The 26,138-nt window shown below is 63.8% G+C and carries 25 protein-coding genes and 1 pseudogene; 18 read left to right on the forward strand and 8 right to left on the reverse strand.

Translation table 11 applies throughout. From position 1 onward, the window contains the following. Positions 1-75: 75 nt before the first annotated feature. Positions 76-969, reverse strand: a complete 894-nt coding sequence (locus ACN0X6_RS01990) for a LysR family transcriptional regulator (protein ID WP_417701637.1) — start codon at positions 967-969, stop codon at positions 76-78. A 95-nt stretch (positions 970-1,064) separates the two neighbouring features. On the opposite strand from ACN0X6_RS01990, the gene ACN0X6_RS01995 reads away from it, so the two are divergent. Beyond that, positions 1,065-2,231 (forward strand): MFS transporter, encoded by a 1,167-nt coding sequence (locus tag ACN0X6_RS01995; protein WP_417701639.1) that lies wholly within the window; start codon positions 1,065-1,067, stop codon positions 2,229-2,231. Positions 2,232-2,730: 499 nt separating this feature from the next. On the opposite strand, the gene ACN0X6_RS02000 is transcribed toward ACN0X6_RS01995, so the two are convergent. Then, positions 2,731-3,024 (reverse strand): addiction module antidote protein, encoded by a 294-nt coding sequence (locus ACN0X6_RS02000; RefSeq protein ID WP_417701641.1) that lies wholly within the window; start codon positions 3,022-3,024, stop codon positions 2,731-2,733. Continuing rightward, positions 3,021-3,320, reverse strand: coding sequence for a type II toxin-antitoxin system RelE/ParE family toxin (locus tag ACN0X6_RS02005; protein WP_417701643.1), 300 nt, complete (start codon positions 3,318-3,320; stop codon positions 3,021-3,023). Before ACN0X6_RS02005 ends, ACN0X6_RS02000 begins: the two co-directional genes overlap by 4 nt. Positions 3,321-3,420: 100 nt before the next feature. Here ACN0X6_RS02005 and hrpA point away from each other — a divergent pair, with 100 nt between their 5' ends. From hrpA to ACN0X6_RS02060, 11 genes are all read left to right on the forward strand, one after another. Continuing rightward, positions 3,421-7,452, forward strand: coding sequence for an ATP-dependent RNA helicase HrpA (gene hrpA / locus ACN0X6_RS02010; RefSeq protein ID WP_417701644.1), 4,032 nt, complete (start codon positions 3,421-3,423; stop codon positions 7,450-7,452). A gap of 98 nt (positions 7,453-7,550) precedes the next feature. Further along, a complete protein-coding gene (locus tag ACN0X6_RS02015) occupies positions 7,551-7,820 on the forward strand; it encodes a hypothetical protein (RefSeq protein ID WP_417701646.1) in 270 nt (89 codons plus the stop codon). Beyond that, a complete protein-coding gene (locus ACN0X6_RS02020; RefSeq protein WP_417701647.1) occupies positions 7,817-8,392 on the forward strand; it encodes a DUF6436 domain-containing protein in 576 nt (191 codons plus the stop codon). The genes ACN0X6_RS02015 and ACN0X6_RS02020 overlap by 4 nt, the downstream gene beginning before the upstream one ends. 1,069 nt (positions 8,393-9,461) lie before the next feature. Further along, positions 9,462-10,379, forward strand: coding sequence for a ubiquinol oxidase subunit II (cyoA, locus tag ACN0X6_RS02025; RefSeq protein ID WP_417701649.1), 918 nt, complete (start codon positions 9,462-9,464; stop codon positions 10,377-10,379). Positions 10,380-10,381: 2 nt separating this feature from the next. Next, complete coding sequence (gene cyoB, locus ACN0X6_RS02030) at positions 10,382-12,370, forward strand: cytochrome o ubiquinol oxidase subunit I (protein ID WP_160020442.1); 1,989 nt, start codon at positions 10,382-10,384, stop codon at positions 12,368-12,370. Continuing rightward, positions 12,370-12,999 carry a cytochrome o ubiquinol oxidase subunit III gene (gene cyoC, locus ACN0X6_RS02035; protein ID WP_417701737.1) on the forward strand — a complete coding sequence of 210 codons (630 nt, stop codon included), beginning with the start codon at positions 12,370-12,372 and terminating at the stop codon, positions 12,997-12,999. Before cyoB ends, cyoC begins: the two co-directional genes overlap by 1 nt. Continuing rightward, the gene (cyoD, locus tag ACN0X6_RS02040) at positions 13,000-13,335 is read left to right on the forward strand and encodes a cytochrome o ubiquinol oxidase subunit IV (RefSeq protein WP_160020439.1); all 336 of its coding nucleotides are present in this window, start codon (positions 13,000-13,002) and stop codon (positions 13,333-13,335) included. Further along, a complete protein-coding gene (gene cyoE / locus ACN0X6_RS02045; RefSeq protein WP_417701652.1) occupies positions 13,335-14,291 on the forward strand; it encodes a heme o synthase in 957 nt (318 codons plus the stop codon). Before cyoD ends, cyoE begins: the two co-directional genes overlap by 1 nt. A gap of 463 nt (positions 14,292-14,754) precedes the next feature. Continuing rightward, positions 14,755-15,222 (forward strand): hypothetical protein, encoded by a 468-nt coding sequence (locus ACN0X6_RS02050; protein ID WP_160020436.1) that lies wholly within the window; start codon positions 14,755-14,757, stop codon positions 15,220-15,222. Beyond that, complete coding sequence (locus ACN0X6_RS02055) at positions 15,215-15,577, forward strand: hypothetical protein (protein WP_417701654.1); 363 nt, start codon at positions 15,215-15,217, stop codon at positions 15,575-15,577. The genes ACN0X6_RS02050 and ACN0X6_RS02055 overlap by 8 nt, the downstream gene beginning before the upstream one ends. A 235-nt stretch (positions 15,578-15,812) precedes the next feature. Further along, entirely contained in the window at positions 15,813-17,258 is a 1,446-nt protein-coding gene (locus ACN0X6_RS02060; RefSeq protein ID WP_417701656.1) for an alpha/beta hydrolase, read from the forward strand. A 65-nt stretch (positions 17,259-17,323) separates the two neighbouring features. On the opposite strand, the gene ACN0X6_RS02065 is transcribed toward ACN0X6_RS02060, so the two are convergent. From ACN0X6_RS02065 to ACN0X6_RS02080, 4 genes and pseudogenes are all read right to left on the reverse strand, one after another. After that, positions 17,324-18,163, reverse strand: a complete 840-nt coding sequence (locus ACN0X6_RS02065) for a methyl-accepting chemotaxis protein (RefSeq protein ID WP_417701739.1) — start codon at positions 18,161-18,163, stop codon at positions 17,324-17,326. Positions 18,164-18,181: 18 nt separating this feature from the next. Continuing rightward, positions 18,182-18,970: pseudogene (locus tag ACN0X6_RS02070) on the reverse strand (MCP four helix bundle domain-containing protein); the annotation flags it as partial. Positions 18,971-19,159: 189 nt separating this feature from the next. Continuing rightward, complete coding sequence (gene grxC, locus ACN0X6_RS02075; protein WP_417701657.1) at positions 19,160-19,414, reverse strand: glutaredoxin 3; 255 nt, start codon at positions 19,412-19,414, stop codon at positions 19,160-19,162. 18 nt (positions 19,415-19,432) lie between these two features. After that, positions 19,433-19,951 (reverse strand): carboxymuconolactone decarboxylase family protein, encoded by a 519-nt coding sequence (locus ACN0X6_RS02080; protein WP_417701659.1) that lies wholly within the window; start codon positions 19,949-19,951, stop codon positions 19,433-19,435. Between the two features lie 120 nt (positions 19,952-20,071). Between ACN0X6_RS02080 and ACN0X6_RS02085 the strand changes: the two genes are divergently transcribed. The 5 genes from ACN0X6_RS02085 (at position 20,072) to ACN0X6_RS02105 (ending at position 24,310) form a co-directional block, all read left to right on the forward strand. After that, positions 20,072-20,899 (forward strand): cupin domain-containing protein, encoded by an 828-nt coding sequence (locus ACN0X6_RS02085; protein ID WP_417701661.1) that lies wholly within the window; start codon positions 20,072-20,074, stop codon positions 20,897-20,899. Between the two features lie 89 nt (positions 20,900-20,988). Beyond that, positions 20,989-21,513 carry a DUF3087 domain-containing protein gene (locus tag ACN0X6_RS02090; protein WP_417701663.1) on the forward strand — a complete coding sequence of 175 codons (525 nt, stop codon included), beginning with the start codon at positions 20,989-20,991 and terminating at the stop codon, positions 21,511-21,513. Between the two features lie 176 nt (positions 21,514-21,689). Further along, a complete protein-coding gene (locus ACN0X6_RS02095) occupies positions 21,690-22,037 on the forward strand; it encodes a hypothetical protein (protein ID WP_417701665.1) in 348 nt (115 codons plus the stop codon). Positions 22,038-22,100: 63 nt separating this feature from the next. Then, positions 22,101-22,844: an SDR family NAD(P)-dependent oxidoreductase gene (locus tag ACN0X6_RS02100; protein WP_417701667.1), complete on the forward strand. Its 744-nt coding sequence runs from the start codon at positions 22,101-22,103 to the stop codon at positions 22,842-22,844. A gap of 155 nt (positions 22,845-22,999) precedes the next feature. After that, complete coding sequence (locus tag ACN0X6_RS02105) at positions 23,000-24,310, forward strand: CitMHS family transporter (protein ID WP_417701668.1); 1,311 nt, start codon at positions 23,000-23,002, stop codon at positions 24,308-24,310. A gap of 69 nt (positions 24,311-24,379) precedes the next feature. Here ACN0X6_RS02105 and ACN0X6_RS02110 read toward each other — a convergent pair whose 3' ends face one another. Further along, a complete protein-coding gene (locus ACN0X6_RS02110) occupies positions 24,380-25,117 on the reverse strand; it encodes a GntR family transcriptional regulator (protein WP_417701669.1) in 738 nt (245 codons plus the stop codon). A gap of 180 nt (positions 25,118-25,297) precedes the next feature. Between ACN0X6_RS02110 and ACN0X6_RS02115 the strand changes: the two genes are divergently transcribed. Then, positions 25,298-26,119 carry an amidohydrolase family protein gene (locus tag ACN0X6_RS02115; protein ID WP_417701671.1) on the forward strand — a complete coding sequence of 274 codons (822 nt, stop codon included), beginning with the start codon at positions 25,298-25,300 and terminating at the stop codon, positions 26,117-26,119. The last annotated feature ends 19 nt before the right edge of the window (positions 26,120-26,138 follow it).

Here is a 26,138-nt window from a genome sequence, read left to right on the forward strand (position 1 = left end):
GTTTTTTCCCTGGGTAGCGGTCTTCCGTGAGGGCGGGGCAGAGCGCAACCGTCCAGCGCCAGCCACTTGCTCGGCTCACATCCGATGATGTTCCAGCAGGAAATCCACGAACACCCGCACCCGCGCTGGCATCGCCGAACCGCCCACGAACACCGCATGAATCGGCTCCCGATCACCGGGGTTGAAGGTTTGCAGCAGCGGCACCAGATCACCACGCTGCAGGTCCTCGGTCACGCTGAACTCGCCGATGCGTGCGATGCCGGCGCCGACCCGGGCGAACTGCGCCAGCGCCTCGCCGCTGCTGCATTCGATGTTGCCGCAAACCTTCAGGGAGAACGCCTGGCCGTCGCGGGTAAAAGGCCAGTTGGGTTCGGCGCGGCGGAAGTTGAAGCGCAGGCAGTTGTGTTGCAGCAGGTCTTCCGGCTGCTGCGGCGTGCCATGGCGTTGCAGGTAGTCGGGGGAGGCCACCACCACCTGGCCGGTTTCGCCGACCTTGCGGGCGGTCAATGGGCTGTCCGGCAGGTGGCCGAAGCGCACGGCGACGTCAGCCTGGCCGCCGAGGATGTCGACCACTTCGTCGCCCAGGCTTAGGTCGACGGTGATGTTCGGGTAGCGCGCGCTGAAGGCGGCCACCAGCGGCACGATGGCCAGCCGGCCGTGACCGAGCGCGGCACTCACACGCAAGCGACCCCGTGGCACGCCCTGGTCGGCGATGGCTTCCTCGACTTCCGCCATGTCGGCGAGGATGCGCCGGGCGCCGCGCAGATACGCCTCGCCCTCGGCGGTGAAGGTGATCGAGCGGGTGGTGCGCAGCAGCAGGCGGGTGCCAAGGCGCTGCTCGGTGCGCGCGATGATCCGGCTGACGGCCGAGGGTGTCAGTCCTAACGCTCTCGCCGCAGCGGACAGGCTGCCTTCCTCCGCCACGGTGGCGAACACCACCATCTCACCTGACCTGCCGTTGAAGTCCATTTGTGCTCCGTAAGCAAAGGTGTTTGCCAGAAATACCATCTACCGCCGCCAAGGTTTGGATCCTAGCATTCGCGGCATAGATGAGGAGCCTTTCCATGCGTATCAATCCACCCCTAGTTGCACTCGCCATCGGTGCCTTCGGCATCGGCGTTACCGAGTTCGCCCCCATGGGCATGTTGCCGGGTATCGCCAGCGATCTCGGTGTCTCCATTCCGGCTGCCGGCCTGCTGGTCAGCGCCTACGCGCTGGGCGTACTGCTTGGCGCGCCACTGATGACCCTGACCACCGGCAAGATTCCCCGGCGCTACCTGCTGATCGGGCTGATGGCCATCTTCACCCTGGGCAACCTGATGTCCGCCCTGGCGACCGATTACACCAGTCTGCTGATCGCCCGCGTGGTGACTTCGCTGAACCACGGCGCCTTCTTCGGCGTCGGCTCCATCGTCGCCGCCAGCGTGGTCGCGCCAGACAAACGCGCAGGGGCGGTGGCAGCGATGTTCATGGGCCTGACCCTGGCGACCATCGGCGGTGTGCCACTGGCGGCCTGGTTCGGTGAAGTGCTCGGCTGGCGCACCGCGTTCTGGGGCATCACTGGCCTGGGCGTATTGGCCATGCTCGCGCTGTGGTTCGCGCTGCCCAACGTGCCGCTGCCGAAGAGCGACGGCGTGCTGGCGGAAATCCGCGTGCTCGGCCGTGGCCCGGTGCTGGCAGCCCTGGCCCTGACCGTGATCGGTTCCAGCGCGATGTTCACCGTGTTCACCTATATCGCGCCGATCCTCAGCAGCGAGACCCAGGCGTCCACCGCCTTCATCACCGCGATGCTGGTGCTGTACGGCATCGGCCTGACGCTGGGCAACGTATGGGGCGGCAAGGCGGCGGATCGCTCCGTCGACCGCACCCTGATCGTCTCGCTGAGCGCGCTGATCCTGGTCTTGCTGGCCTTCACCGTGCTGATGCGCTGGCCGCTGCCGGCGGCCGTGGCCATCCTGATCTGGGGCATCGCCAGCTTCGCCATCGTGCCGCCGCTGCAGATGCGTGTGATGGAAGCCGCTCAGGAAGCACCCAACCTGGCCTCGGCAGTGAATATCGGCGCTTTCAACCTGGGCAATGCGATTGGTGCGGCGCTGGGCGGCGCGGTGATCAAGGCGGGGTTGGGCTACCCGGCGATCTCCCTGGCCGGTGCGGCGATGGCGGGCTTGGGGCTGCTGATGGTGCTTGGATTTGCCTGGCGTTCCCGGGCGGCAACTGCTGCGGTGGCGTAAGGATTGGAGCGGTAATGAAAAGGGGGCGGATTAAATAAATCTGCCCCCCTTTTTCTGAGCGCGAAGGGCAGGGCGTACCGAATGTTTGTTGATGGCTCCCACGCTCCGGCGTGGTAGCAAGCCCGTGACGCTCCGCGTCACAGCACAGCGCGCAACCGCCCGTGGTGGACGCTGGAGCGTCGAGGGCTGCATTCCCACGCAGAGCGTGGGAACGATCAACGCAGAGGAACGATGGCTCCCACGCTCCGGCGTGGGAGCAAGCCCGTGACGCTCTGCGTCACAGCACGGCGCGCAACTACCCGTGGTGGACGCTGGAGCGTCGAGGGCTGCATTCCCACGCAGAGCGTGGGAACGATCAAGGCGAAGGCATGCACTCGCCTGTATCGTTGCAGCCGCAACTCCGTGCACAGAGCCTGATGCCCGCCGCCTTGCGGTGAGCGCAGGCGCTGGTGGATGGTGTCGTCCGATTATTGGCGCTGCCCAACGAGCACCAGCAACCTCACCCGGTAATATGCGGTCGTGCCGCCATTTCAATGCCCAGCGCCTTCATCACAGCTAGCATGGTTTTCAGTGTCGGGTTGCCGTGTTCGCTGAAGGAGCGATAAAGCTGCTCGCGGGACAGTCCGGTTTCTCTGGCCAGTTCGGTCATGCCTTTGGCGCGTGCCACCACGCCCAGGGCTTTGGCGATATAGCCGGCGTCGCCGGTTTCCAGGGCGTCGCTCATGAACTCGGCAATGGCTGCGGGGCTGGTGAGGTATTCGGCGGGGTCGAAGTCGCTAAAGGTTTCAGTCATTTCGTTTTTCTCCACATCTGCAGGATCTGCTGGGCGGCCTCTATGTCACGGCGTTGGCTGCCCTTGTCGCCTGCACAGAGCAGGACCACCAGCGTGTCGCCTTGCTGGTGGAAATACACTCGGTAGCCGGGGCCATAATGAATCCGCAGTTCGCTGACGCCGTGGCCGACCGGCGCCACGTCGCCCGGCAGGCCTTCCATCAGCCGGTTTATCCGGGCCACGATGCGCGCCTTGCCGGTTTCATCCTTGAGCTTCTTCAGCCAGTTTCTGAAGGTGGCGGATTCGATTTTCTGCATGAGCTGAATGTAGTTTATAAAGCACGAATTACGCAAGGTGGAGGCTCTACCTGCCGTAATCTGCGACAATCGCGCCTTTGCCCTGATTGCTCCGATCCAGATGACTGACCTCGCCACGCTGCAGCACAACCTCGACCACGTCATGATCGCCGAGCGCCATCGCTTGCGCCGGCAGTTGCATGAGCTGCAGAAGCAGCCCGATGAGGCCAAGCTGGCGCAGTGGCTGGCGCGTTTTCAGGCGTCCAGCGACAAGGTGGCGGCGCGCCGTGACAGCATCCCCGCGATGCGTTACGACGATGCGCTGCCGATTGCGGCCAAGCGCGAGGAGATCAAGGCCGCGCTGGAGAAGAGCCAGGTGGTGGTGATCGCCGGTGAGACGGGGTCGGGCAAGACCACGCAGTTGCCGAAGATCTGCCTGGAGATTGGCCGTGGCGTGCATGGGCTGATCGGTCATACCCAGCCGCGCCGCTTGGCGGCGCGCAGTGTGGCGACTCGGGTGGCGGAAGAGATCGGTACGCCGCTGGGCGAGCTGGTCGGTTATCAGGTGCGCTTCGAGGATCAGAGCAAGGACGGCACGCTGATCAAGCTGATGACCGACGGCATCCTGCTCGCCGAGACCCAGCACGACCGTTTTCTGGAAAAGTACGACACGATCATCGTCGACGAGGCGCACGAACGCAGCCTCAACATCGACTTCCTGCTCGGCTACCTGAAGACCCTGCTGCCGCGTCGCCCGGACCTGAAGCTGATCATCACCTCGGCGACCATCGATCTGGAGCGGTTCAGCAAACACTTCAGCGGGGCCGGCCTTCCGGATGCGCCGATCATCGAGGTATCTGGCCGCACCTACCCGGTGGAAACCTGGTACCGCCCGCTGGCGGCCGAGGTGGACGAGGAGGGCGAGCGCCTGCTCGATGACCTGTCCATCGACCAGGGCATTCTCGCCGCGCTGGACGAGATCACCGAGCACGAGCGCAGCGTGGGCCAGCGCCCCGGCGACGTGCTGGTGTTCCTGCCCGGCGAGCGCGAGATTCGCGAGGCGGCGGAGGTGCTGCGCAAGGCCAACCTGCGCTTTACCGAGGTGCTGCCGCTGTATGCACGGCTGACGCCGGCCGAGCAGCAGAAGATTTTTGCGCCCATGCCGGGGCGCAAGATCGTGCTGGCCACCAACGTCGCCGAAACCTCGCTGACGGTGCCGGGCATCCGCTATGTGATCGACTCTGGCACCGCGCGCATCAGCCGTTACAGCTACCGCGCCAAGGTGCAGCGCCTGCCCATCGAGCCGGTGTCGCAGGCCAGCGCCAACCAGCGCAAGGGCCGTTGCGGCCGGGTCGAGCCGGGCATCTGCATTCGCTTGTACAGCGAGGAAGATTTTCTCGGTCGGCCGACGTTCACCGACCCGGAGATTCTGCGCACCAATCTCGCGGCAGTGATCCTGCAGATGCTGCACCTGCGCCTGGGCAGTATCGAGGACTTCCCCTTCATCGAGCCGCCAGATGGCAAGGCCATCAGCGACGGCTTCAACCTGTTGCAGGAGCTGTCGGCGGTCAACCGCGAAAGCCAGCTCACGCCTCTTGGCCGCCAGCTGGCACGCCTGCCCATCGACCCGCGCCTGGGGCGCATGGTGCTCGAAGGTGCCAAGCAGGGCAGCCTGGAGGAGATCCTTATCGTTGCCGCCGCGCTGTCGGTGCAAGACCCGCGTGAGCGACCGATGGATCGCCAGCAGGCCGCCGACCAGGCGCACGCGCAGTGGAAGGATGTGGATTCGGACTTCGCGGCGCTGATCAACCTGTGGCGCGGCTTCGAGGAAAAGCGCCAGGAGCTGGGCAGCAATCCGCTGCGTACCTGGTGCAAGAAGAACTTCCTCAACTATATGCGCCTGCGCGAATGGCGCGATGCGCATCGGCAACTGGTGCTGATTGCCCGTGATCTGCAACTGATGGGTAAGGGCAGCCAGAACCGCTCAGACGCGCAGGGCGAGCAAACAGCGAACACGCCGCAGCCGACCAAGGACACTCGCGTCAACGCCATCGCCCGTCAGCAGGCCGAGGCCAGCGAGGCCGCGGTGCGGGCGAAGAATTACGCCGCCGTGCACAAGGCGATTCTCGCCGGCCTGCTCAGCCAGATCGGCCAGAAGACCGAGGAGGGCGACTACCTCGGCGCGCGCCAGCGGCGCTTCTGGATTCACCCCTCCAGCGTGATCGGACGCAAGAAGCCCAACTGGGTGATGGCCGCCGAGCTGGTGGAAACCACCAAGCTGTTCGCGCGCATGGTGGCGAAGATCGAGCCGGACTGGATCGAGCCGCTGGCGGCGCATCTGGTGAAGAAGAACCATCTGGAACCGCACTGGGAGAAGAAGCGCGGCCAGGTCGTGGCGTTCGAGCAGATCACCCTGTACGGCATGATCATCGTCGGTCGGCGCCCGGTGCATTACGGCCCCATCGACCCGCCGGTTTCGCGCGAGATGTTCATTCGCGAGGGCCTGGTGCGCGGCGAGATCAACAGCCGTGTGCGCTGCCTGACCGCCAACCGCCAGTTGCTCGAACGCCTCGATGAGCTGGAGGCCAAGTCGCGCCGCCGCGACATTCTCGCCGACGAGGAAACCCTGTTCGGCTACTACGAGGCGCGCATCCCGCAGGACATCTACCAGGCTGCGAGTTTCGAGAGCTGGTACAAGAAGGGCAGCGCCGCCGACGCGCAGCTTCTGATCATGCGCGAGGAAGACGCCCTGGCCCGCTCGGCCTCCGAAATCACCGCCGCGCAGTACCCGGACACCTTGCACATCGGTGAGCTGCAACTGCCGCTGTCCTACCACTTCGAGCCCAACCATCCGCGTGACGGCGTGACCCTGCGCGTGCCGGCGCCGCTGCTGCCGCAACTGCAGCCCGAGCGCCTCGAATGGCTTGTGCCGGGTCTGCTGGAAGCCAAGTGCATTGCCCTGGTGCGCGGCCTGCCCAAGGCGCTGCGCAAGAACTTCGTGCCGGTGCCGGATTTCGTCGGCGCAGCGCTGGACAAGCTGGTGTTCGGCCAGGGCTCGCTGCCGCAGGCGCTGGGGCATGAGCTACTGCGCATGACCGGCGCACGGGTGTCCGACGAGGCCTGGGCGGAGGCGGCTGAAAGCATCGAAAGCCACCTGAAGATGAACATCGAGGTGGTGGATGCGCGGGGCAAGTTCCTTGGCGAAGGCCGTAATCTGGCCGAGTTGACCGCGCGTTTCGCCGAAGCCAGCCAGGCTGCGTTGGCGATTCCGCAGCAGAGCGACAAGCCGAAAACGGTGGAGGCCAAGGCCTTCGCCGAGGTGGCGGAAAAGGCCCAGCAGAAGATCGCCGGCCTTTCCATGACGGTCTATCCGGCGCTGGTGGAGGAGGCTGGGGTGGTCAAGGAAGGGCGCTTCCCGACCCAGGCCGAAGCCGACTTCCAGCACCGCCGCGCCCTGCAACGCCTGCTGCTGCAGCAACTGGCCGAGCAGGCGAAATTCCTCCGTGGCAAGCTGCCGGGACTGACCGAGCTGGGCTTGCTGTATCGCGACATCGGCCGCGTCGAGGCGCTGGTCGAGGACATTTTGCTGGCCAGCCTGGATGCCTGCATCCTCGACGGCGAAGCCACGCTGCCGCGTGACGGTGCGGCCCTGGCGCAACTGGCCGAGCGCAAGCGCGGCGACTGGACGGCGCATGCCGAGCGCATCGCCCGCCTGGTGTTGGAGCTTCTCAAGCTCAACCACGGCCTGCAGAAGCGCTTCAAGGGCAAGATCGACCTGGCCCAGGCCATGGCGCTCAACGACATCAAGCAGCAGTTGGCCAATCTGGTCTATGCCGGCTTCGTGCGTGAAACGCCGGGCGAGTGGCTCAAGGAAATCCCGCGTTACCTCAAGGCCATCGAGCAGCGCCTGGACAAGGTGGGCGCGCAGGTGCAGCGCGACCGTGTATGGACGGGCGAACTGAGCGGCTATTGGGAGCAGTACCAGGCGCGCACCGGCAAGCATGCCCAGGAGGGCAAGCGCGACCCGCAGCTCACGCTGTATCGCTGGATGCTGGAGGAGTACCGCGTGTCGCTGTTCGCCCAGCAACTGGGCACGAAGATGGCGGTTTCGGACAAGCGCCTGAGCAAGCAGTGGACGCTGGTTGATGCGTGATCGGCGTGGCCTGGGCTGCACTGCCCGGGCCGGCGCGGCAGGGTAGGGCGCCTGGCGCCCGATTCGAAGTGGGTTCCACTGTAAGGTTGACGTGATACATGAGTGCAAAAGATGAAAACGCCGGGCTGAGCCGCAGTGGCTGTCTGGGGTTGTTTGTGGTGGGGCTGCTGTTTGTCATTTCGTTGGTTGCCGGTTTTATCTACTTTGTCACCTGTCCGCAGGGTGGCGAGATTGAAGCGGGTGAGCGCGCGGCCATCGCCGCCTGCTGGGAGCGTGCCAAGGGCGCAGACAGTGAGCGCGCCTTCACCGTGGAAAGTTGCCAGGAAATGGAAAAGCAGTTCCTGCGTAAGTTCGGCGAAAAACCATGAGTGTGTTCAGCCGCCTGACGCTCAAGCACGTTGTGCTGGGCTTCTTTGCCGTGGTGTTGGCGGCAATCGTGCTGATCTGGTGGCTTAGTGGCGCGGCCTATCTGCGGCCCTATGCCGAGCAGACGGTGATCTTCGGTCAGGGTGAGTTGCAGCTGCCGGCTGAACTGGCCGGCCCCGGCCCGATCCGGGTGGTGCACTTCTGGGACCCGGACTGCCCCTGCAATGCGGAAACCGATGCGCACCTGCGCTACCTGATCGGCCTGCACCGCAATGCCGATGTCGCGTTCTACAGCGTGCAGAAGCCGGGCAGCACGGGCGAGATCGCGCCGTTCCTGCGTGGGCGGATGACGCCCTTGCCGGGCATCGAGGGCATGGAGTCGCTACCGGCCAGCCCGGCCCTGGCGATCTGGGATCGCGACGGCAAGCTGGCCTATGCCGGCCCATACAGCGAGGGGCTGGTGTGCAACTCCAGCAACAGCTTCGTCGAGCCGGTGCTCGATGCACTGACCCAGGGGCGCCATGTGGCGTTGGCCAGTGGTCTGGCGGTGGGCTGTTATTGCGCGTGGAAGTAGCGTGGTAGGCCGGTTGTGGCGCTGGATAGAGCCATCGCGGCTGAAGCCGTTCCTACGGACGGGTACACCTGTAGGAGCGGCTTCAGCCGCGATGCTTTTGGGGCGGCGCCGATGTGCAGAGGCTGCCCGTAGGCGCTGCGATGTATGTCGCGGCTAAAGCGCAATGCCGCCCAGCCCATCTCACAAAAGCCGTTGTCGGCTGCAATTGCGTAGCCCGGATGCAATCCGGGGCACATCGAATCGTTCCGGGTTGTATGTGGGTTAGGTGAAGCTATCGCGGCTGAAGCCGCTCCTACGAGATAGGTGAATGCCTGTAGGAGCGGCGGGGAGGCTTCCGCTTCAGCCGCGATGCTTGTCGCGGCTAAAGCCCCTCCCACAAAAGCCCCCCTGTCGGCTGCAGTTGCGTAGCTCGGATGTAATTCGGGGCCGGTATGGGATCGTCCTAGTTTGCACGTGGGCGAAGCAGGCAGAGCTATCGCGGCTGAAGCATGGCGTCTGCAGGCGTTCAGCAGTCCCGTGGGAGCGGCTTCAGCCGCGATGTTTTTGGCCGCTCTCAATCGCCCCGGATTGCATCCGGGCTACAACACCAGCCGTCCTCTGCTTCTACTTGACCCCGCTCTGCGCTCAGCCTTTCGCTGGGCCCAGGCGCCTCTCGCTCGCATTCTAGAATATTGAAATGTCCTCAATGTCAAGCCCGATTACGCTGTCAGCGGGTGGCATCTTTCATGTCATTGATTCCTGTCAATTCGCTGACAAATAGCTCTAAAACGGGCCTGTGATCATTTGTCGCACCCCTTCGATTCTTTGCCGACTTCTTGCTGCAAAGTGTTTCAAATCTTTGCGTAAATGTTGCGAAATATGTCGCAGAGAGGCCGTCAGTTTGCTCATAAGTAGGCTGCTAATGAATTGTGCGAGGCCTCGATAGCCTGCAACATCGGCGCTTCCCACGGTTTTACCGCTTCGCTTGCACGGATGCTCAAGCTCTGAGTTTTCGCTGCCGGCCTTTTGCTCGATGGGCCGCACGGCAACCGAAGCCGACTGTGGGCATCACTCAGTTGAAGGTCGTGACATGAAAGAAGAGAAATACCATCGTTGTGCGCGCTGGTTGCTGATGGCGATTGCCTTCTCAGCGCTCGGTGGATGTGACTGGGCACTGTTCAACTCGAAAGGGCAGATCGGTGTCGAGCAGGGCAATCTGATCCTGATCTCCATCGGACTCATGCTGATCGTGGTCATCCCCGTGATCATCATGACCTTCTGGTTTGGCTGGCGTTACCGTGAGTCGAACGAGAAGGCCACCTACATGCCCGACTGGGCACATTCGCACAAGATCGAACTGGTCGTCTGGGGTGTCCCGCTGATCATCGTCGCGGTGCTGGCGGTCATCATCTGGGAAACCTCGCATTCGCTCGACCCCTATCGCCCGATCGAATCGGACAAGCCGGCGCTGAACATCGAAGTCGTCTCGCTCGACTGGAAGTGGCTGTTCATCTACCCGGATCAGGGCGTGGCCGTGGTCAATGAACTGGTGATTCCAGAGAAGACTCCGGTGACCTTCCACATCACCTCCGACACGGTGATGAACGCGCTGTCGATCCCGCAACTCGGCGGGATGATCTACGCCATGGGCGGCCAGCGCACCCAGCTCAACCTGATCGCCAACGAGCAGGGCGAGTTCTTCGGCCAGTCCGGCAACTTCAGCGGCGAAGGCTTCTCGGCCATGCGCTTCAGCACTCACTCGGTCAGCGACGACGCGTTCGCGCAGTGGCTCGACAAGGTCAAGCAGTCGCCCGAGGTCATGGACTTCGCCACCTTCAAAGAGGTGGGCGAGCCTGGCGAGATGGTCAACCACCGCTATCCGATCTACCCGGTCCGCTACTTCGGCCAGGTCGAACCGAACCTGTTCAACACGGTGATCGGGCAGTACGTGACCCTGAAAGATTCCCACAGCACGGCCATGCACGAAGCAGCGCAGGTGCAGGAGTGAATATGTTTGGAAAACTGACTCTGGACGCGATTCCGTACCACGAGCCCATCATCATGATCACCCTCGCCATGGTGGCGCTGGGTGGTCTGGGGCTGTTCGCGGCGGTGACCTACTTCAAGAAGTGGGGCTACCTGTGGAGCGAGTGGCTCACCTCGGTGGACCACAAGAAAATCGGCGTGATGTACATCCTCGTCGCGCTGGTCATGCTGGTGCGTGGCTTCGCCGACGCCATCATGATGCGCACCCACCTGGCGATGGCCCACGGTGACGGGCAGGGCTACCTGCCGCCGGAACACTACGACCAGATCTTCACCGCGCACGGCATCATCATGCTGATCTTCGTGGCCATGCCACTGGTCACCGGCCTGATGAACATCGTCGTGCCGCTGCAGATCGGCGCACGTGACGTGGCCTTCCCCTACCTGAACTCGCTGAGCTTCTGGCTGTTCGTCGGCGGCGCGCTGCTGATCAACCTGTCGCTGGGCCTGGGCGAGTTCGCCAAGACCGGCTGGGTGGCTTATCCGCCGTTGTCAGGCATCCAGTACAGTCCGGGCGTGGGGATGGACTACTACATCTGGAGCATGCAGCTGTCGGGCTTGGGCACGACGCTGACGGGGGTCAACTTCATCGCCACCATCCTCAAGATGCGTGCCCCGGGCATGAGTCTGATGAAGATGCCGATCTTTACCTGGACCATCCTGGTGACCTGCGTGCTGATCTGCGGCGCCTTCCCTCCGCTGACCGCGACCCTGGCGATGCTGTCGCTGGACCGCTACCTGGATTTCCACTTCTTCACCAATGAACTGGGCGGCAACCCGATGATGTACGCCAACCTGTTCTGGATCTGGGGGCACCCGGAGGTGTACATCCTGATCCTGCCGGCGTTCGGCGTGTTTTCCGAAGTGGTGGCGACCTTCTCGCGCAAGACCCTGTTCGGTTATGCCTCGATGGTCTGGGCGACCGCGGCCATCGGCGTGCTGTCGTTCGTGGTGTGGCTGCACCACTTCTTCACCATGGGCTCGGGGGCCAGCGTCAACGCCTTCTTCGGCATCATGACCTCGATCATCGCCATCCCCACCGGGGTGAAGATCTTCACCTGGCTGTTCACCATCTTCCGTGGCCGTCTGCAACTCAACGCCATGACCTGGATGACCCTGGGCTTTCTGGTGACCTTCTCCATCGGCGGCATGACCGGCGTGCTGATGGCGGTACCTGCGGCGGACTTCGTGCTGCACAACAGCCTGTTTTTGATCGCCCACTTCCACAACGTGATCATCGGCGGTGCGGTGTTCGGCTACCTGGCCGGCATCATCTACTGGTTCCCGAAAGCCTTCGGCTTCAAGTTGCTCGACCGCTTCGGCCGTTACTCGTTCTGGTGCTGGCTGATCGGCTTCTACTTCGCCTTCATGCCGCTGTACGTGCTGGGCTTCATGGGCATGACTCGTCGCCTCAACCACTTCGACAACCCGGCCTGGGTACCGTGGGTGCAGGTGGCCGTGGTCGGCGCCGTGCTGATCGGTATCGGCATCGTCTTTACCGTGGTGCAGTTCGTCACCAGCTACATCAAGCGCAAGGACAACCTCGACGTCACCGGCGACCCCTGGGATGGCCGCACCCTGGAGTGGGCGACGTCCTCGCCGCCACCGTTCTACAACTTCGCGGTCATCCCGACGGCGGACAAGATCGACGCCTTCCATGAGGCGAAGAAGAACGGTGTCGAGCTGATGCCCGCGCCGGAGCACTACGAGCCGATCCACATGCCGAAGAACACCGGTAACGGCCTGATCGTGTCGGCGTTCGTCATCGCCTTTGGCTTCGCCATGATCTGGCACATCTGGTGGCTCGCCATCGTGGGGCTGGTCGGCGCCGTGGTCAGCTTCATCGTGCGTTCCTACGACGAGGACATCGACTACTACGTGCAGCCCGAAGAGATCGCGCGGATCGAGCAGGCGCACCACCAAACCAAAGCCAACGCAGTCGTACAGGCCTGATCATGACCGCTTACGAACCCCACTATCCAAACGACGCTCATGGCCACGGCCATGAGCACCACCACGACAGCAGTGGCATCAAGCTGTTCGGCTTCTGGGTTTACCTGATGACCGACCTGCTGATCTTCGCCACGGTGTTCGCCACCTTCGCGGTACTGAGCAATTCCTTCGCCGGTGGCCCCACCGCCAAGGAAATGCTCAGGCCGGGCCTGCACCTGGTGCTGGTGGAAACCTTCGCCCTGCTGTTCTCCAGTATCACTTACGGCATGGCCATGCTCGCCACCTACCGTGGCGACAAGGGCGCGGTGCTGCGCTGGCTGGGTATCACCTTCCTGTTCGGTGTGGCCTTCATCAGCATCGAGCTGTACGAGTTCCGTCATCTGATCCATGAAGGTGCCGGGCCACAGGTCAGCGCCTACTGGTCGGCGTTCTTCACCCTGGTCGGCACCCACGGCCTGCACGTCAGTGCCGGTTTGCTGTGGATGCTGGTGCTGATGTTCCAGGTTGGCAGCCGTGGCCTGACCGACACCAACAAGACCCGCGTGGGGCTGCTCAGCCTGTTCTGGCACTTCCTCGACGTGGTGTGGATCTGCGTGTTTACCGTCGTCTACCTGATGGGGGTGCTGTAAATGGCTCACCAAGACAATCACGCCGCCCACGCCGTGGGCTTCAAGGATTACCTGAGCGGTTTCATCCTGTCGGTGATCCTCACCGTGATCCCCTTCATGCTGGTCATGCACCCTGACGTGCTGGGCCTGAGCCGTGGCGCGACGCTGATCACCGTGGTGCTCTTCGGCCTGGCGCAGGTGCTCGTCCACCTCGTGTACTTCCTGCACATGAAGACCGATGAGGAGGGGCGCTGGAACGTCGTTTCGATGATCTTCACCGTGCTGATCATCGCGTTCGTGGTCGGCCTGTCGGTCTGGATCATGTGGAGCATGCACTATCACATGATGATCAACTGATGCTGGCGCTCCTGAAGCAGTACCTCAACCTCGCCAAGCCGGGCATCGTCTTCGGGAATCTGATTTCCGTCACGGGCGGTTTCTTCCTGGCTTCGCGCGGCGATGCCGACCTGGCGCTGTTTTTTGCGACAGCGCTGGGGGTTGCGCTGGTGATCGCCTCAGGCTGCGTGTTCAACAACTACATCGATCGGGACATCGACCAGAAGATGGAGCGCACCCGTAACCGGGTGCTGGCGCAGGGGCTGGTATCGCCTGCGCACGCCATCGTCTATGCCTGCGTGCTCGGAGTGGCGGGGGTGGCCTTGCTGTACGCCGCCACCAACACCCTGGCCGTGATGCTGGTGCTGATGGGCTTCGTGGTCTACGTCGGCCTCTACAGCCTGTGGCTCAAGCGCGGCTCGGTGTACGGCACCCTGGTCGGCAGCCTGTCCGGGGCGGCACCGCCCGTGGTCGGCTACTGCGCGGTGAGCAACGAGTTCGATGCTGGCGCCGCCATCTTGTTGTTGATCTTCAGCCTGTGGCAGATGCCGCATTCCTATGCCATCGCCATCTTCCGTTTCAATGACTACCAGGCCGCGAACATCCCGGTGCTGCCGGTCATCAAGGGGATCTCGGCGGCCAAGCGGCAGATCGTGCTGTACATCGCCGCCTTCGTGGTCGCGACCCTGATGCTGACGCTCAGCGGCTACGCCGGCTACAGCTACTTCGTGGTCGCCGCGCTGAGCGGTGCCTACTGGCTGTGGATGGGCGTGTCGGGCTACAAGGCGGTCGATGATCGGGTGTGGGCGCGCAAGCTGTTCACTTTCTCCATCGTCACCATCACCATGCTCAGCCTGATGATGTCGGTGGATTTCATCTCCTCGCCCGAGCAGGTGCTGGTGACCTCCATCAATCACCTGTGCAGCCAGTTCGCGGGCAGCGCGCCGGGCTTCTGCGCGGTGGTCGCCGGCATCTGACCGGTGTTGTGGGAGGGGCGGGTGGATGTCGCTCTTTGCATCCACCACATGGTGGATCGATGAAGCGTGATCCACCCTACGGCAGCGCCTTCGACTTCGGCCAGTGCGTAGGGTGGATGTCGCTCTTTGCATCCACCACATGGTGGATCGATGAAGCGCGATCCACCCTGCGGCAGCGCCTTCGACTTCGGCCAGTGCGTAGGGTGGATGTCGCTCTTTACATCCACCACATGGTGGATCGATGAAGCGTGATCCACCCTACGGCAGCCACCAGACGGTGATCTGGCGCATCTGGGCGGCTTCCAGATAACGCGGCGTGTCGATCGCACGGCACCAATACCGACTCGGATGGTCTTAAGCGCTTGGCGACTCGGGAGCGCTCGTTTGTGGCCTGTTTCATGGCAAAGCAGGCCGCTTTGATTCATGCTTTGCAGCTGATCCACCTATACATAGGGAACATGTAATGGAAATGAAGATCCTGGCCAGCGGCGTCGGCGCGGCCATCCCCAAGACCAGCATTGGTTTCAATCTGTTCAGTGGCGTCTACATACAACTCAGACGCTCGAGTGCCGAGAAGCCGCAGGTGTTCGGTATCGCTACCGGGCCTGAGATCGGCGGTAACAGCGGCACGCTGATCGCCGGTCATATCGAAACTGCCTGGATGAAAATCGACGTCAGCAAGCATGCCTGGTTGTGCAGTCGTTCATCGCTGGTCGGCAAGTTGGGGGAAATCGAGCTCAAGGGTACGTTGCTGTTCAGTGGCAGCGTGGACGTCGCCTTCACCATTTACGACGCCAATAACGAGGCCCATTTTTCCCTCAGCCGGGTGCAGGTCGAGTCGAACGGCGGACAGTTGGCCGATACCAAGGTACGCGGCGTGATCAAGGACATGATGGGGCAGACCCGGAGCGGGAGCATGCTCTGTGGCTAATCGCGATCCGGGTCGTTTCCCGCGTTTGAAGACCCTGGGCAATCTGCTTCTACTGCTGTTGCAACTGATCACCCTGGCTGCGTACTGGGGCATGGTCAGCGCCAGGCCAAGCTATATGGCGATCAGCCAGGAGCTCTACCCGGGCAGCGAGCGACTGATGAACAGCTGGCTTGCCCACACCTTGGTTTCCATGCCGGCAATGCTGGTGGTCGGGGCCGTCTTCGTGTTGAGTGTTGCCAAGGAGTTTGCCGGCCTTGGCAAGGTCCGGCGGATTCAACTCAACGCACTGACGCTGGTCGTTCTGCTGGCCATGCTGTACTTGGCCGCCTCGCCGCTCTACGTTACGGCGGGCTGATCAGGCTGCCGCTCCACTGCGTGGGAGCGGCTTTCGCTCGCTCTACCTCCTGCATCCAGGCAGTCGCGGCCGCGATTTTCGCCGCGCAAGCGCCTACATCGCTTCAGATGTCGTGCTGGTTGGCTCGCTGCACAAAAGCAATCCCAGTGGTGGCCAGCAGCAGCTTTGCACTAAAGTCCCTGAGCCGGTCGCCGGGACGGATTTTCTCGGCCAGATATTTCGAGGGAGGCGCTTGATGCGTTTACCGCGCATGCGCAACGTGATGGCCTGGACGCTGGTGGTGCTGTTGTTGATCGTGGTGGTCTTGCTCGGCATTCGTATCGCCGGGCTGTCGGCTTTGCCCGAGCTGGAACCCTGGCATCGCCTGGTGCCACAGGAGCTTGAGGTCGACGAGCTGGATGCGGGCGACTGGCAGGCCTACCTGGCTGCCGAGGCGGCCCTGTTCGAGCACCTGCAGCGTGAACTGATCGAGCCGGTCACGGCCGCCGGCAGCGCCGCATACAGCCGCTATTCCAGCGATAGTCCGGTCTACCCTGGCAATCTGCCGCGCGACTGGAACCGCTCCTTCATCCTGCAGCCGTCAGGCCCGGCGCGTGGCGTGGTGGTGTTGCTGCATGGTCTGACCGACTCGCCCTACAGCCTGCGCCATATCGCCCGGCACCTCAGTGAGCAGGGCCTGCTCGCCGTGGTGCCGCGCATGCCTGGCCACGGCACGGTGCCGGCGGCGCTCACCGCTGCGCACTGGGAGCAATGGCTGGCTGCCACGCGCTTGGCCGTTCGCGAAGCGCGGCGCCAGGTGCCTGATGGGCCGCTGTATCTGCTCGGCTATTCCAATGGCGGGGCGCTGGCGTTGCGCTACAGCCTGGCTGCGCTGGAGGACCAGAGCCTGGCCATGCCACAGCGCCTGGTGCTGATCTCGCCGATGATCGGCGTCACCAGCTACGCCCGTTACGCCGGGCTGGCGGCCCTGCCGGCGTTGCTGCCCGCGTTCGCCAAGTCGGCCTGGATGAACGTGCTGCCGGAGTTCAACCCGTTCAAGTACAACTCCTTTCCGGTGCATGCGGCGCGGCAGACCTATGAGCTGACCAGCGAGGTGCAAGACGCCTTCGAGGCTGCCGAGGCCGATGGCCGCCTGTCACGATTGCCGCCGGTGCTGGCCTTCCAGTCGTTGGCCGACAGCACGGTGAGCACGCCGGCCGTGGTGCATGACCTGTTCGAGCGTCTGCCGGCCAACGGCAGCGAGCTGGTGATCTTCGACATCAACCGCGCGCAGGCCATCGGCTCGTTGCTGCGACCGGACATGAGTGGCCTGCTGGAGCAACTGCTGCCGCCGGCCGAGCGTGATTACGACCTGACCGTGGTCGGCGTTGCGCAGAGCAGCGGTCGTCAGGTCGAGGCGCGGCGAATCGCAGCCGGCGAGCGTGAGGCGGTGGTGACGCCATTGAACGTCGAATACCCGAGCCAGCTGTTCTCGCTGTCGCACGTCGCATTGCCGTTCCCGCCTGACGATCCGCTGTATGGCAGCGCACCGACCGCCGAGGAGTTCTACGGCGTGGCCCTTGGCACGCTGGCACCGCGCGGTGAGCACGGCGTGTTGGTGGTGGGGCTCGATAGTTTGCAGCGTATGACGTCCAACCCCTTCTACGCCTATTTGCGCGAGCGCATCGACGAAGACTTGTAGGTGGCCCGGTGCGCACGGCGTCCGACCGTAGGGTGCGCACCGTGCGCTCCGAGTGGATTGAGGGGTTACAACCGGAAACGTCCGACCAGGCCATCGAGCTGGGTCGACAGCGCCTGCAAATCGCTGCTGGCCTGGTTGAGCTGATCGGCGATATGGGTGGTGCCCACGGTCAGCTCGTTGATGTCGACGATATTGCGGTTGATCTCTTCCACCACGCTGGACTGTTCCTCGGTAGCGGTGGCGACCTGGATGTTCTGGTCGCTGATCTGGCCGATATGGCTGTTGATCTGTTCCAGCGCCACCGACGCCTTGCTCGCGTACTCCACCACCAGCGCGCTCTGCCGTTGCCCCTTGGCCATGGCCTCGACGGCCGAGCGTGATTCGTTCTGCAGGCGGTCGATGACTTGCTGGATTTCCTCGGTGGAGGCGCCGGAACGGCTGGCCAGGGTGCGTACCTCGTCGGCCACCACGGCAAAGCCACGACCCTGTTCGCCGGCGCGCGCCGCTTCGATGGCGGCGTTGAGGGCGAGCAGGTTGGTCTGCTCGGAAATGCTGCGAATGGTGTTGAGCGTGGTGCTGATGGCGTTGGTCTGCGCGGCCAGTGCCTCGATCACCTTGGCGGCCTGCTCCAGTTCGCCGTTGAGAGCGTCGACCTGACGATGCGCCTGACTGACCACCGCGCTGCCGTCGCTGGCATGCTGGGTGGCTTCGCGGGCGACCTCTGCGGCGTTCTCGGCGTTGCGCGCGATCTCGTTGACGGTCGAGCCCAGCTCGTTGATGGCGGTGGCCACCTGCACCGTGCGATCGCTTTGTGCGGTGCAGTTGCCTTGCGTCAGGCGTGCGCGTTCGGCCACATCGCGGGCCATGCCCGAGAGCTGACGCGAGTTGTCGGCGAGCTGGCGCATGGCGCCGTGCACCTTGTCGATGAACTGGTTGAAGCTACGGGCGATCTCGCTCAGCTCGTCCTGGCCGTGCAATTCGATGCGGGTGTCCAGGGCCAGGTTGTCGGCGGCCTGGCCCAGGCTGCTCTGCAACACCGCCACACGGCGACGTAGCTGCACCACGATCAGCCAGGACATGATGATCGACACCAGCAGGCCGGTGGCGATGATGGCGATCTGGCGGGTCAGGCCATCGTCATAGCTCTGCGCACTGTGCAGGTTCTGCTGCTCGGCCTGCTCGAGCAGGGCGTCGAGCAGGTCGTTGGCGCCCTGGCGCATCACCCCGTAGGTCTTGGCGTACTGATCGCGGTAAATCTGCTGCGCCTTGGCCATGTCGCCAGCGTCGAAGGCGGCAAGCATCGGGTTCAGTTCGTTGCTGACCATGGCTTCGAACTGATCGAGCAATTGCTGCGCCTGGGCCTTGCGCTCCGGGTTGACCTGGGCGGCCACGGCCTGACGCATCGCCTCGCGCATGCCGGGCACGTCCTCGTTGCGGGCGTCCTGTACGCGGGATTTCACACCGCGCTCGTCGCGCAGCGGGGTTTCCTGCAGCAGCATCATGTCGAGCCCAACGCGCATGCGCGGGATGCGTGAGGCGACCTCGGCCATGGCGCGCATGGGCGCAGCCGTATTGAGATAGAGCACCTCCGTGTCCCGATGCATGCTCGACATGCTGCTCAGGCTGGTCAGCGCCACCAGCAGCAGGGCGATGCAGGGAATCGCCACCGCGATGATCAGGCGGGTTTTCAAAGAGAGGGCGTCGAGACGCATGGGAATACTCCATTTCGAGATAGGGCGCAGGGCGACGCTCAGCCTATCGGGCCGATGTTGCCGCTCCTGTATCGGCAGCGATGGCCAGGTGCATGAGGGCAAAGACGAGCGCTTTGACGAAAAGGAGTAGGCCGGCACAGCTGCCGGCGCAGAAGGGGTGATGGCCGCCGGCGAGGTCGGCCATCAGGGTCAGGCCTGCAGCAACGCATCCAGTTCGCCGCCACGTTCCAGTGCGGCGAGGTCATCGAAGCCACCGACATGATGCTCGCCAATGAATATCTGCGGCACGCTGCGGCGGTTGCTGCGTTGCAGCATTTCCGCCAGCCGCTGCGGCGAACTGCCCACGTCGATTTCCTCGTAGGTCACGCCCTTGCGCCTCAGCAGGGTCTTGGCATTGACGCAGTAGGGGCAGTGTCCGGTGGTGTAAAGAGTGACGGCTTGCATGGCGCACCTCCTGTCTTGTCAGACGGCTGCGGGTGGAAAGTCGACAGCGGTTTCGGCCAGGTTGTTGAGGTAGTTGGTCAGCGTCATCAGGGCGACGTTGGCCACTACTTCGACGATGGAGGCGTCACTCAGCCCGGCATCGCGCGCGGCTTGCAGTTGCGCATCGCTGAGGCGGCCGCGGCTGTCGATGATCTGCCGGGTCAGGCGCGCCACGGCATCGAACTCGCCATCACGGGCGCTGCGGATATCCGCTGCGCTCAGGCCGGCCTTGCCGGCGAACAGGCTGTGCGCAGCCAGGCAGTATTCGCAGCCGTTGACCTGCGAGCTGGCCAGTGCCACCACTTCGCGCGCCTTGGCGTTCAGCGTGCCCTTGCCCAGCGCCTGAGACAGTGCCAGGTAGCCGCTCAGCGCGGCCGGGGCGTGGGCCAGGGTGGCGAAGGTGTTGGGGATGAAACCGAGTCCCTTGCGGATGCCTTCCAGTTGCGCCTGGGCGCTGGCAGCGGTGTGTTCGAAGGGCAGTGCGGTGATACGCGTCATGGTGATTCTCCAGTCTTGGGTGAGGGCCTGTTGTTCAAGCCTGGAGCCATGCTAGTGAGTAGAACTGGCTTTTCGGATTCAGATCGTCGATGTTATGCGACAGATCGTCCAGAGTGCGAGATGACCATGGATCGCCTGTCCAACCTGCTGCATCACTTCAACCTGCACGCCAGCACCTTTCACCGGGGCGGCTTCTGCGGCACCAGCAGCCATGGCGAGCAGGAGCCACATGGCTACATTCACCTGCTGCGCGCCGGGCGCATCAACTTTCGCGAGGGCAATGGCCGCGAGCTGCGCCTGGAAGAGCCGAGCCTGATGCTGGTGGCCAGGCCGCGTCTGCACCAGATGAGCGCCAGCGAGGCCGATGGTGCCGAACTGGTCTGCGCCACCCTGGCCTTCGATGGCGGCATCGACAATCCGCTGTCGCGGTCGCTGCCGGGCGCCATCGTCAAACCGCTGCGCGAGTTGCCGAGTCTGAGCGGCTGCCTGGACTGGCTGTTCGCCGAGGCGGCGGGGGAGGATTGTGGGCGTGAGCTGGTGCTCAACCGCCTGTTCGAGTTGATGGTGATCCAGCTGCTTCGGCACTTGATGAACAGCCGCGAGCTGGCCTCGGGGATGATGGCGGGCCTGGCCGAGCCACGTCTGGCGCGAGCGCTCAATCAACTGCACGAGAGGCCGCAGCATGGCTGGTCGGTGGCCGAGCTGGCGGCGCTGGCCGGCATGTCGCGCGCCAGTTTCGCTGCGCATTTCCACGACGTGGTCGGTGCTACGCCGGCCGATTACCTGGTGGGCTGGCGCGTCAGCCTGGCGCAGAAGCGCCTGCGCGAGGGCCGGCCCATGGCGCTGATCGCCGACGAGGTCGGCTATGAAAGCCCCTCGGCCCTGGCCCGCGCATTTCGCCGCAAGGTGGGGGCGAGTCCCAGCGAGTGGCTGAAGCAGGCGGGTTGAGGGTTGAATCCTGTCGCCACCGGGCTCGACCGACGTGTCGCGATGGTGCATGGTGGCGCCCCATGTCGTCAGCTCCGAGAGTGCGCTCCATGTTCGAAATCCAAACCATCGACCCGGCCTATTACCGTCAGCAGACTCGCCGCAGCACCGTGGTGATCGCGCTCATCTTCTTGGCGCTGGCCATGCTCTGCGCCACGCTGAGCACGCAGGCGTTCGGCACGCCCGGTGGCGACAACTTCAAGTGGAACATGCTCGGTGTGCTGGCGGGGCTCGGCCTGACCCTTGCCCTGGTGCGTCAGCGACTCTGGTCGCGGCCGTTCATGGCGCCGGCCGTCTACGGCTGGCGACTCAAGCGCAGCCTGATGCGTGTCACCAACGTCATGCATCACGTCAAGGCGGGCGTGGCGCAGGGCGATGACAGCGCGATGAAGCTGCTGCGCTTCTACCACCTGGGGGTGAGTCAGATGCATCAACTCGATGGCAACTCCAGCGAGCTGAGCCAGATGGTGGGCGAGATCGACAGCCATCGCGAGGCGATGGAGCAGCAGGGGCTGGACATCGAGCAGACGCGGCTCGACGTGGCGTGGCTGGAGCGGGTCAAAACGTTTAGCTGAACACTTCCTGTCGATCCTGGGTTGGGGTCACAATGACTTTAAAGCTGTCATTGTGACTCGATTTCCTTGTTGTCATTAGTACCTGTTTTTTCTTATCTATCTGTTTTTGATAGAGAAAATACATGGCACAGAATCTGACTCTCTCCGGGTGCAATGCCCATTACAGGAGAAATCAGATGAAATCCATTGCCTTGCTTGCCCTTTCCCTCGGCCTTGCGGCTGCCAATGTTCTGCAGGCTGCCGAAGTGGTGGCCGAACGTGAAGAAAACTCGGTGGGTGCCGGTTTCGGAGGTTTTTCCGGCCTGATGCTGGGCGCCGCCGCGGGTGGCCCTGTCGGTGCGCTGGTCGGTGGTGCAGCCGGGCTCTGGACCGGTGCGCAGGTTCAGGCTGCCACTGGCAATAGTGGAACCGCCTATGTGGTGCGCCACGAAGGCGGTCGTGAGCAGTGGGTGCGCTCGCCCAGGGAGCGCTTCGCGCTGGGTCAGCAGGTGGAGATGAATGGCATCCGCCTGCAGGCGCAGTAAGCCGATTTCAGCGCGGCTCGAGCGAGTCGCGGCACTCACTCTCTTTTCACTTCGAGGAACGTCATGAGTACGAATGTTCAGGGTCGTCTGGCCGTCGTCACCGGGGCCAGTTCGGGTATCGGCCTGGCGGTGTGTGATCTGTTGCTGCAGCGCGGCGCGCGCGTGCTGGCTTTCTCACGGCGTCTGGGTGCGCTGGAAGCGCTGCAGGCGTTGTACCCCGATCAGCTGCATTGGTGCGCGGGCGATGTCACCGATATCGATGCGCTGCATGTGCTGGCCGAGCGGGCGGGGCGGCTCGGTGCCGTCGACTATCTGGTGCCCAATGCCGGGATCGCACGCTTGGCATCGGGCTGCGACATGCAGGCGTTCGAGCAGCAGTGGCGGGTCAACGGCGCCGGTGCAATCAATACCTTTCAGGTGCTCAAACCGCATCTGGCACGGCCTGCATCGGTGGTGTTCATCAGTACCTTCCTGCGTCAACTCGGTTTCGCCGGGCTTGGCGGTTACATCGCCAGCAAGGCAGCACTCTCGGCGCTGGTGCGCAGTCTGGCGCTCGAGCATGCCGCTGAAGGCTTGCGGCTCAATCTGGTTTCGCCAGGGCCGACGGCGACACCGATCTGGAACAGCCTGGGCCTGGCCGACGATGCCTTGGCGGGCGTTGCCAGTGAGGTCAGCAGGCGCCTGGTCGACGGCGAGTTTCTCGATCCGCAGGCGATTGCCGAGGTGGTGCTGTTTCAGCTGAGCAATGGTGCGCGCGGCGTCCATGGCCAGGATTGGTTGGTGGACAAGGGCTACACCCTGCAATGAGCCAAGCCGGGGCGGCAGGGCCGCCGCCCCGACTCGACATATCCGCTGACATTCCGCGTGGCACATCTCCAGCGCTGAAAGGCTCTTGAAAGGTTCGCCTCTTAGCCTCCGTACACGCTTTTCGCGTGCCTATAAGAAAAAGAGGGGATAGCGCTGTGTTGACCTTGATTGGTCTGCTGACCATCTTCAGCCTGGTTGTGCTGCTGCTCATCGGGCGCATGTCGCCTGTTCTGCCATTGATCGTGGTGCCCTTGCTGGGTGCTCTGGCCGCGGGCTTTGGCCCGGAGGCGATTTCCGGCTTCTTCACCGCTGGCATCGGCCGCGTGACGGCGATTGCCACCATGTTCGTGTTTGCCATCACCTTTTTCGGCGTGCTGCAGGACACAGGTCTGTTCAGGCCCCTGATCAATGGCATGGTGCGCCTGACCCGCGGCAACGTGATCGCGGTGACCGTCGCCACGGCGGTGATCGGCATGCTGGCGCACCTCGACGGCGCTGGTGCCACCACCTTCCTGCTCACCGTTCCCGCCTTGCTGCCGCTGTACAAGCAGTTGCGCATGAGCCCGTACCTGATGCTCCTGCTGTTGGCCATTGGTGCCGGCATCTTCAACATGCTGCCCTGGGCCGGGCCGCTGGGGCGCGCCTCGGCAGTGACCGGCATCGAAGTCACCGAGCTGTGGCGTCCGTTGATCGCGGTGCAGGGTATTGGCGTCGTGCTGTTGGTTGCCCTGGCGGCGCTGCTGGGCTGGCGTGAGCAGCGACGTATCGCGGCCGGCACGACCGGGGACGAAGGCGTACTGGTGGAAACCAGCACCGACCTGCATGAGCCGAGCGCCGAGGAGCGCGACTTGGAGCGCCCGCGTCTGCTCTGGGCCAACTCTGTGCTGTTCCTGGTGGTGCTGGTCTCGCTGTTCTCTGGCGTGCTGCCGTCCGGCTATATCTTCATGATCGGCCTGTGCCTGGCGCTGCTGATCAACTATCCGGGCGGCAAGGCGCAGATGCAGCGCATTTCCGCCCATGCCCCGGCAGCCTTGAGCATGGGCATGATCATCCTGGCGGCGGGCTCGATGCTGGGCATCTTCACCGGTACCGGCATGCTCACCTCCATCGCCCAGGACCTGGCGCAGGTATTGCCGGCGCCGCTGGTGGGGCAGATGCACATCGTGCTCGGTCTGTTCGGCCTGCCGATGGAGCTGATGCTGAGCACCGACGCCTATTACTTCGGCCTGCTGCCCGTGACGCTGGAAGTGGTCGGCGCCCAGGGCGTCGAGCCGGCCAGCGTGGTCTACGCGCTGACCATCGGCAACATCATCGGCACCTTCATCAGCCCGTTCTCGCCGGCGCTGTGGCTGGCACTGGGTCTGGCCGGGCTGGATCTGGGCCGGCACATTCGCTACTCGCTGTGGTGGATGTGGGGTTTCTCGCTGCTGCTGTTCGGTGCGGCCTGGGCGCTCGGGTTGTTCTAGACCGGGGACGCTCTGCAGTGCCTCTCACGCCCGGGCTTGCCCCGGGCGTTTTGCATCTGGAGGTCGGCGTTAGCTGATTTCCACCTGGTAACGGAAGTTCTCCGCTGCAGCGCGTGACAGGCGATATTCCAGCGGCGTGCGGTCGTAGCCCAGTGCGGTGCGTTCGATCACCACGCTCGGGCTGGCCTCGGCTACATCCAGGGCGGCAGCGAGCTCGGCATCGGCTGCAGAGACGGTGAGGGTCTCCTGGGCCGAGGCAATGCGCTGGCCGCAGTGCTGCTCGTAGAAGGGATAGAGCAGTTGCGGGAACTCGTCGGCGGCGATGTCCAGCAAAGCGCCGAAGCGCGACGCCGGCAGCCAGATACGTTCGTGGAACAGCGGCCGGCCGTCGATCAGGCGCAGGCGCTGGAGGAATATGCAGGGGTCGCCTTCGCTCAGTTTCAGCGCCTGGCTGGCGGCCGCGTCGGCAGGCACCTGGCGGCAGTCGAGAATACGGCTCTGTGGCACCTGAGACTGGCCGCTGGCGTTGACCTGACGGAAGAAGCGGAACAGCGAACCGTCGAAATTCGGCCGCCGCACGAAGGTGCCACGACCCTGGGCGCGCAGCAGCAGGCCTTCTGCGACCAGTGTCTCCACCGCCTTGCGTACCGTACCCACGGCCACGCCGTAGTGGCGTGTCAATTCCGCCTCGGTCGGGATGGCCTCGCCGGGCAGCCATTCGCCAGCGGCGATCTTGCCCAGCATCTCGTCGCGTAACCGCTGATACAGCGGCAGGCGTTCGTCCTGTCCCAGAGCCGTGGTGCTCATAAACCTCCAATCCAAAAGTCGACCGGCCGTCACTCTACCACTGCCTCGGCGATTGACAGCATCCGATCTCTGTAGATACAGTCATCTAATCATATATATGTTTAGATGTTTCATAAGAAGGAGTCGCTCGTACCGGCCGGCTCGAACAAGAATCGACAGAGGTATCGCTTCGTGACGCCCATGCCTTATGCCGCAATCACCGGCATCGACACCCATGCGCACATCTTTCGCCAGGACCTGCCCATGGTTCCCGGCCGCCGCTACAGCCCCAGTTATGACGCCACCGTGGAACAGTACCTGGCGCAACTGGACGCTTGCGGGCTGTCCCACGGTGTACTGATCCAGCCCAGCTTTCTCGGCACCGACAACCATTACATGCTCGCGGCGTTGCAGCGTTTCCCGGAGCGTTTGCGTGGCGTTGCGGTGGTCGACGCGCAGGTCAGCGATGCCGAGCTGGACGAATTGGCCGCCGCGGGTGTGGTGGGCATACGCCTGAACCTGATCGGCAAGGTGCTGGAGGACTACACGGGGCCGGCCTGGAACGGCCTGTTCCGCCGCCTGGCGCGACGCGGCTGGCAGGTGGAGATCCAGCGTGGTTTCGACGATCTGGCGCTGATCGTGCCGGCGATTCTCGAGTCCGGCGTCACCCTGGTGATCGATCATTTCGGCCTGCCGGCACCGAGCGTGCAACTGGACGCTGCGCAGCATCACGCCTTCTTCGATCTGCTCGGCCAGGCGCCAGTGTGGATCAAGCTGTCGGCGGCCTATCGCAGCCAGTCCGATCTGGCCCGCGCCCAGGCCATCGAAGCGCGCCTGCGTGAGGCCTGCGGTGGAGCAGGGCGCTTCCTCTGGGGCAGCGATTGGCCTAACACCCAGTTCGAGTCGCAGACCCGCTACGATCAGCAATTCGCGCTGCTCGAGGCCCTGCTGCCCAACCCCGAGGAGCGCCGACGCGTTCTGGTGGATAACCCCGCAACCCTGTTCGGTTTCGCCTCGGCGTAACCGTCGCTCACATCAGAAC

The sequence above is a fragment of the Pseudomonas sp. genome (assembly GCF_048269965.1).
Lineage (GTDB): Bacteria > Pseudomonadota > Gammaproteobacteria > Pseudomonadales > Pseudomonadaceae > Aquipseudomonas.

Bases quoted from the DNA above. Each gene is read 5' to 3' on its own strand.
- cyoB (WP_160020442.1), top strand. From the start codon at position 10,382: ATGTTTGGAAAACTGACTCTGGACGCGATTCCGTACCACGAGCCCATC.
- ACN0X6_RS02050 (WP_160020436.1), top strand. From the start codon at position 14,755: ATGGAAATGAAGATCCTGGCCAGCGGCGTCGGCGCGGCCATCCCCAAG.
- ACN0X6_RS02000 (WP_417701641.1), bottom strand. From the start codon at position 3,024: ATGACTGAAACCTTTAGCGACTTCGACCCCGCCGAATACCTCACCAGC.
- ACN0X6_RS02115 (WP_417701671.1), top strand. From the start codon at position 25,298: ATGCCTTATGCCGCAATCACCGGCATCGACACCCATGCGCACATCTTT.
- ACN0X6_RS02110 (WP_417701669.1), bottom strand. From the start codon at position 25,117: ATGAGCACCACGGCTCTGGGACAGGACGAACGCCTGCCGCTGTATCAG.
- grxC (WP_417701657.1), bottom strand. From the start codon at position 19,414: ATGCAAGCCGTCACTCTTTACACCACCGGACACTGCCCCTACTGCGTC.
- ACN0X6_RS02090 (WP_417701663.1), top strand. From the start codon at position 20,989: ATGTTCGAAATCCAAACCATCGACCCGGCCTATTACCGTCAGCAGACT.
- cyoD (WP_160020439.1), top strand. From the start codon at position 13,000: ATGGCTCACCAAGACAATCACGCCGCCCACGCCGTGGGCTTCAAGGAT.
- ACN0X6_RS02065 (WP_417701739.1), bottom strand. From the start codon at position 18,163: ATGCGCCAGCTCGCCGACAACTCGCGTCAGCTCTCGGGCATGGCCCGC.
- ACN0X6_RS02100 (WP_417701667.1), top strand. From the start codon at position 22,101: ATGAGTACGAATGTTCAGGGTCGTCTGGCCGTCGTCACCGGGGCCAGT.
- ACN0X6_RS02085 (WP_417701661.1), top strand. From the start codon at position 20,072: ATGACCATGGATCGCCTGTCCAACCTGCTGCATCACTTCAACCTGCAC.
- ACN0X6_RS02005 (WP_417701643.1), bottom strand. From the start codon at position 3,320: ATGCAGAAAATCGAATCCGCCACCTTCAGAAACTGGCTGAAGAAGCTC.
- hrpA (WP_417701644.1), top strand. From the start codon at position 3,421: ATGACTGACCTCGCCACGCTGCAGCACAACCTCGACCACGTCATGATC.
- ACN0X6_RS01990 (WP_417701637.1), bottom strand. From the start codon at position 969: ATGGACTTCAACGGCAGGTCAGGTGAGATGGTGGTGTTCGCCACCGTG.
- ACN0X6_RS02020 (WP_417701647.1), top strand. From the start codon at position 7,817: ATGAGTGTGTTCAGCCGCCTGACGCTCAAGCACGTTGTGCTGGGCTTC.
- ACN0X6_RS02015 (WP_417701646.1), top strand. From the start codon at position 7,551: ATGAGTGCAAAAGATGAAAACGCCGGGCTGAGCCGCAGTGGCTGTCTG.
- ACN0X6_RS02095 (WP_417701665.1), top strand. From the start codon at position 21,690: ATGAAATCCATTGCCTTGCTTGCCCTTTCCCTCGGCCTTGCGGCTGCC.
- ACN0X6_RS02080 (WP_417701659.1), bottom strand. From the start codon at position 19,951: ATGACGCGTATCACCGCACTGCCCTTCGAACACACCGCTGCCAGCGCC.
- ACN0X6_RS02060 (WP_417701656.1), top strand. From the start codon at position 15,813: ATGCGTTTACCGCGCATGCGCAACGTGATGGCCTGGACGCTGGTGGTG.
- cyoE (WP_417701652.1), top strand. From the start codon at position 13,335: ATGCTGGCGCTCCTGAAGCAGTACCTCAACCTCGCCAAGCCGGGCATC.
- ACN0X6_RS01995 (WP_417701639.1), top strand. From the start codon at position 1,065: ATGCGTATCAATCCACCCCTAGTTGCACTCGCCATCGGTGCCTTCGGC.
- cyoA (WP_417701649.1), top strand. From the start codon at position 9,462: ATGAAAGAAGAGAAATACCATCGTTGTGCGCGCTGGTTGCTGATGGCG.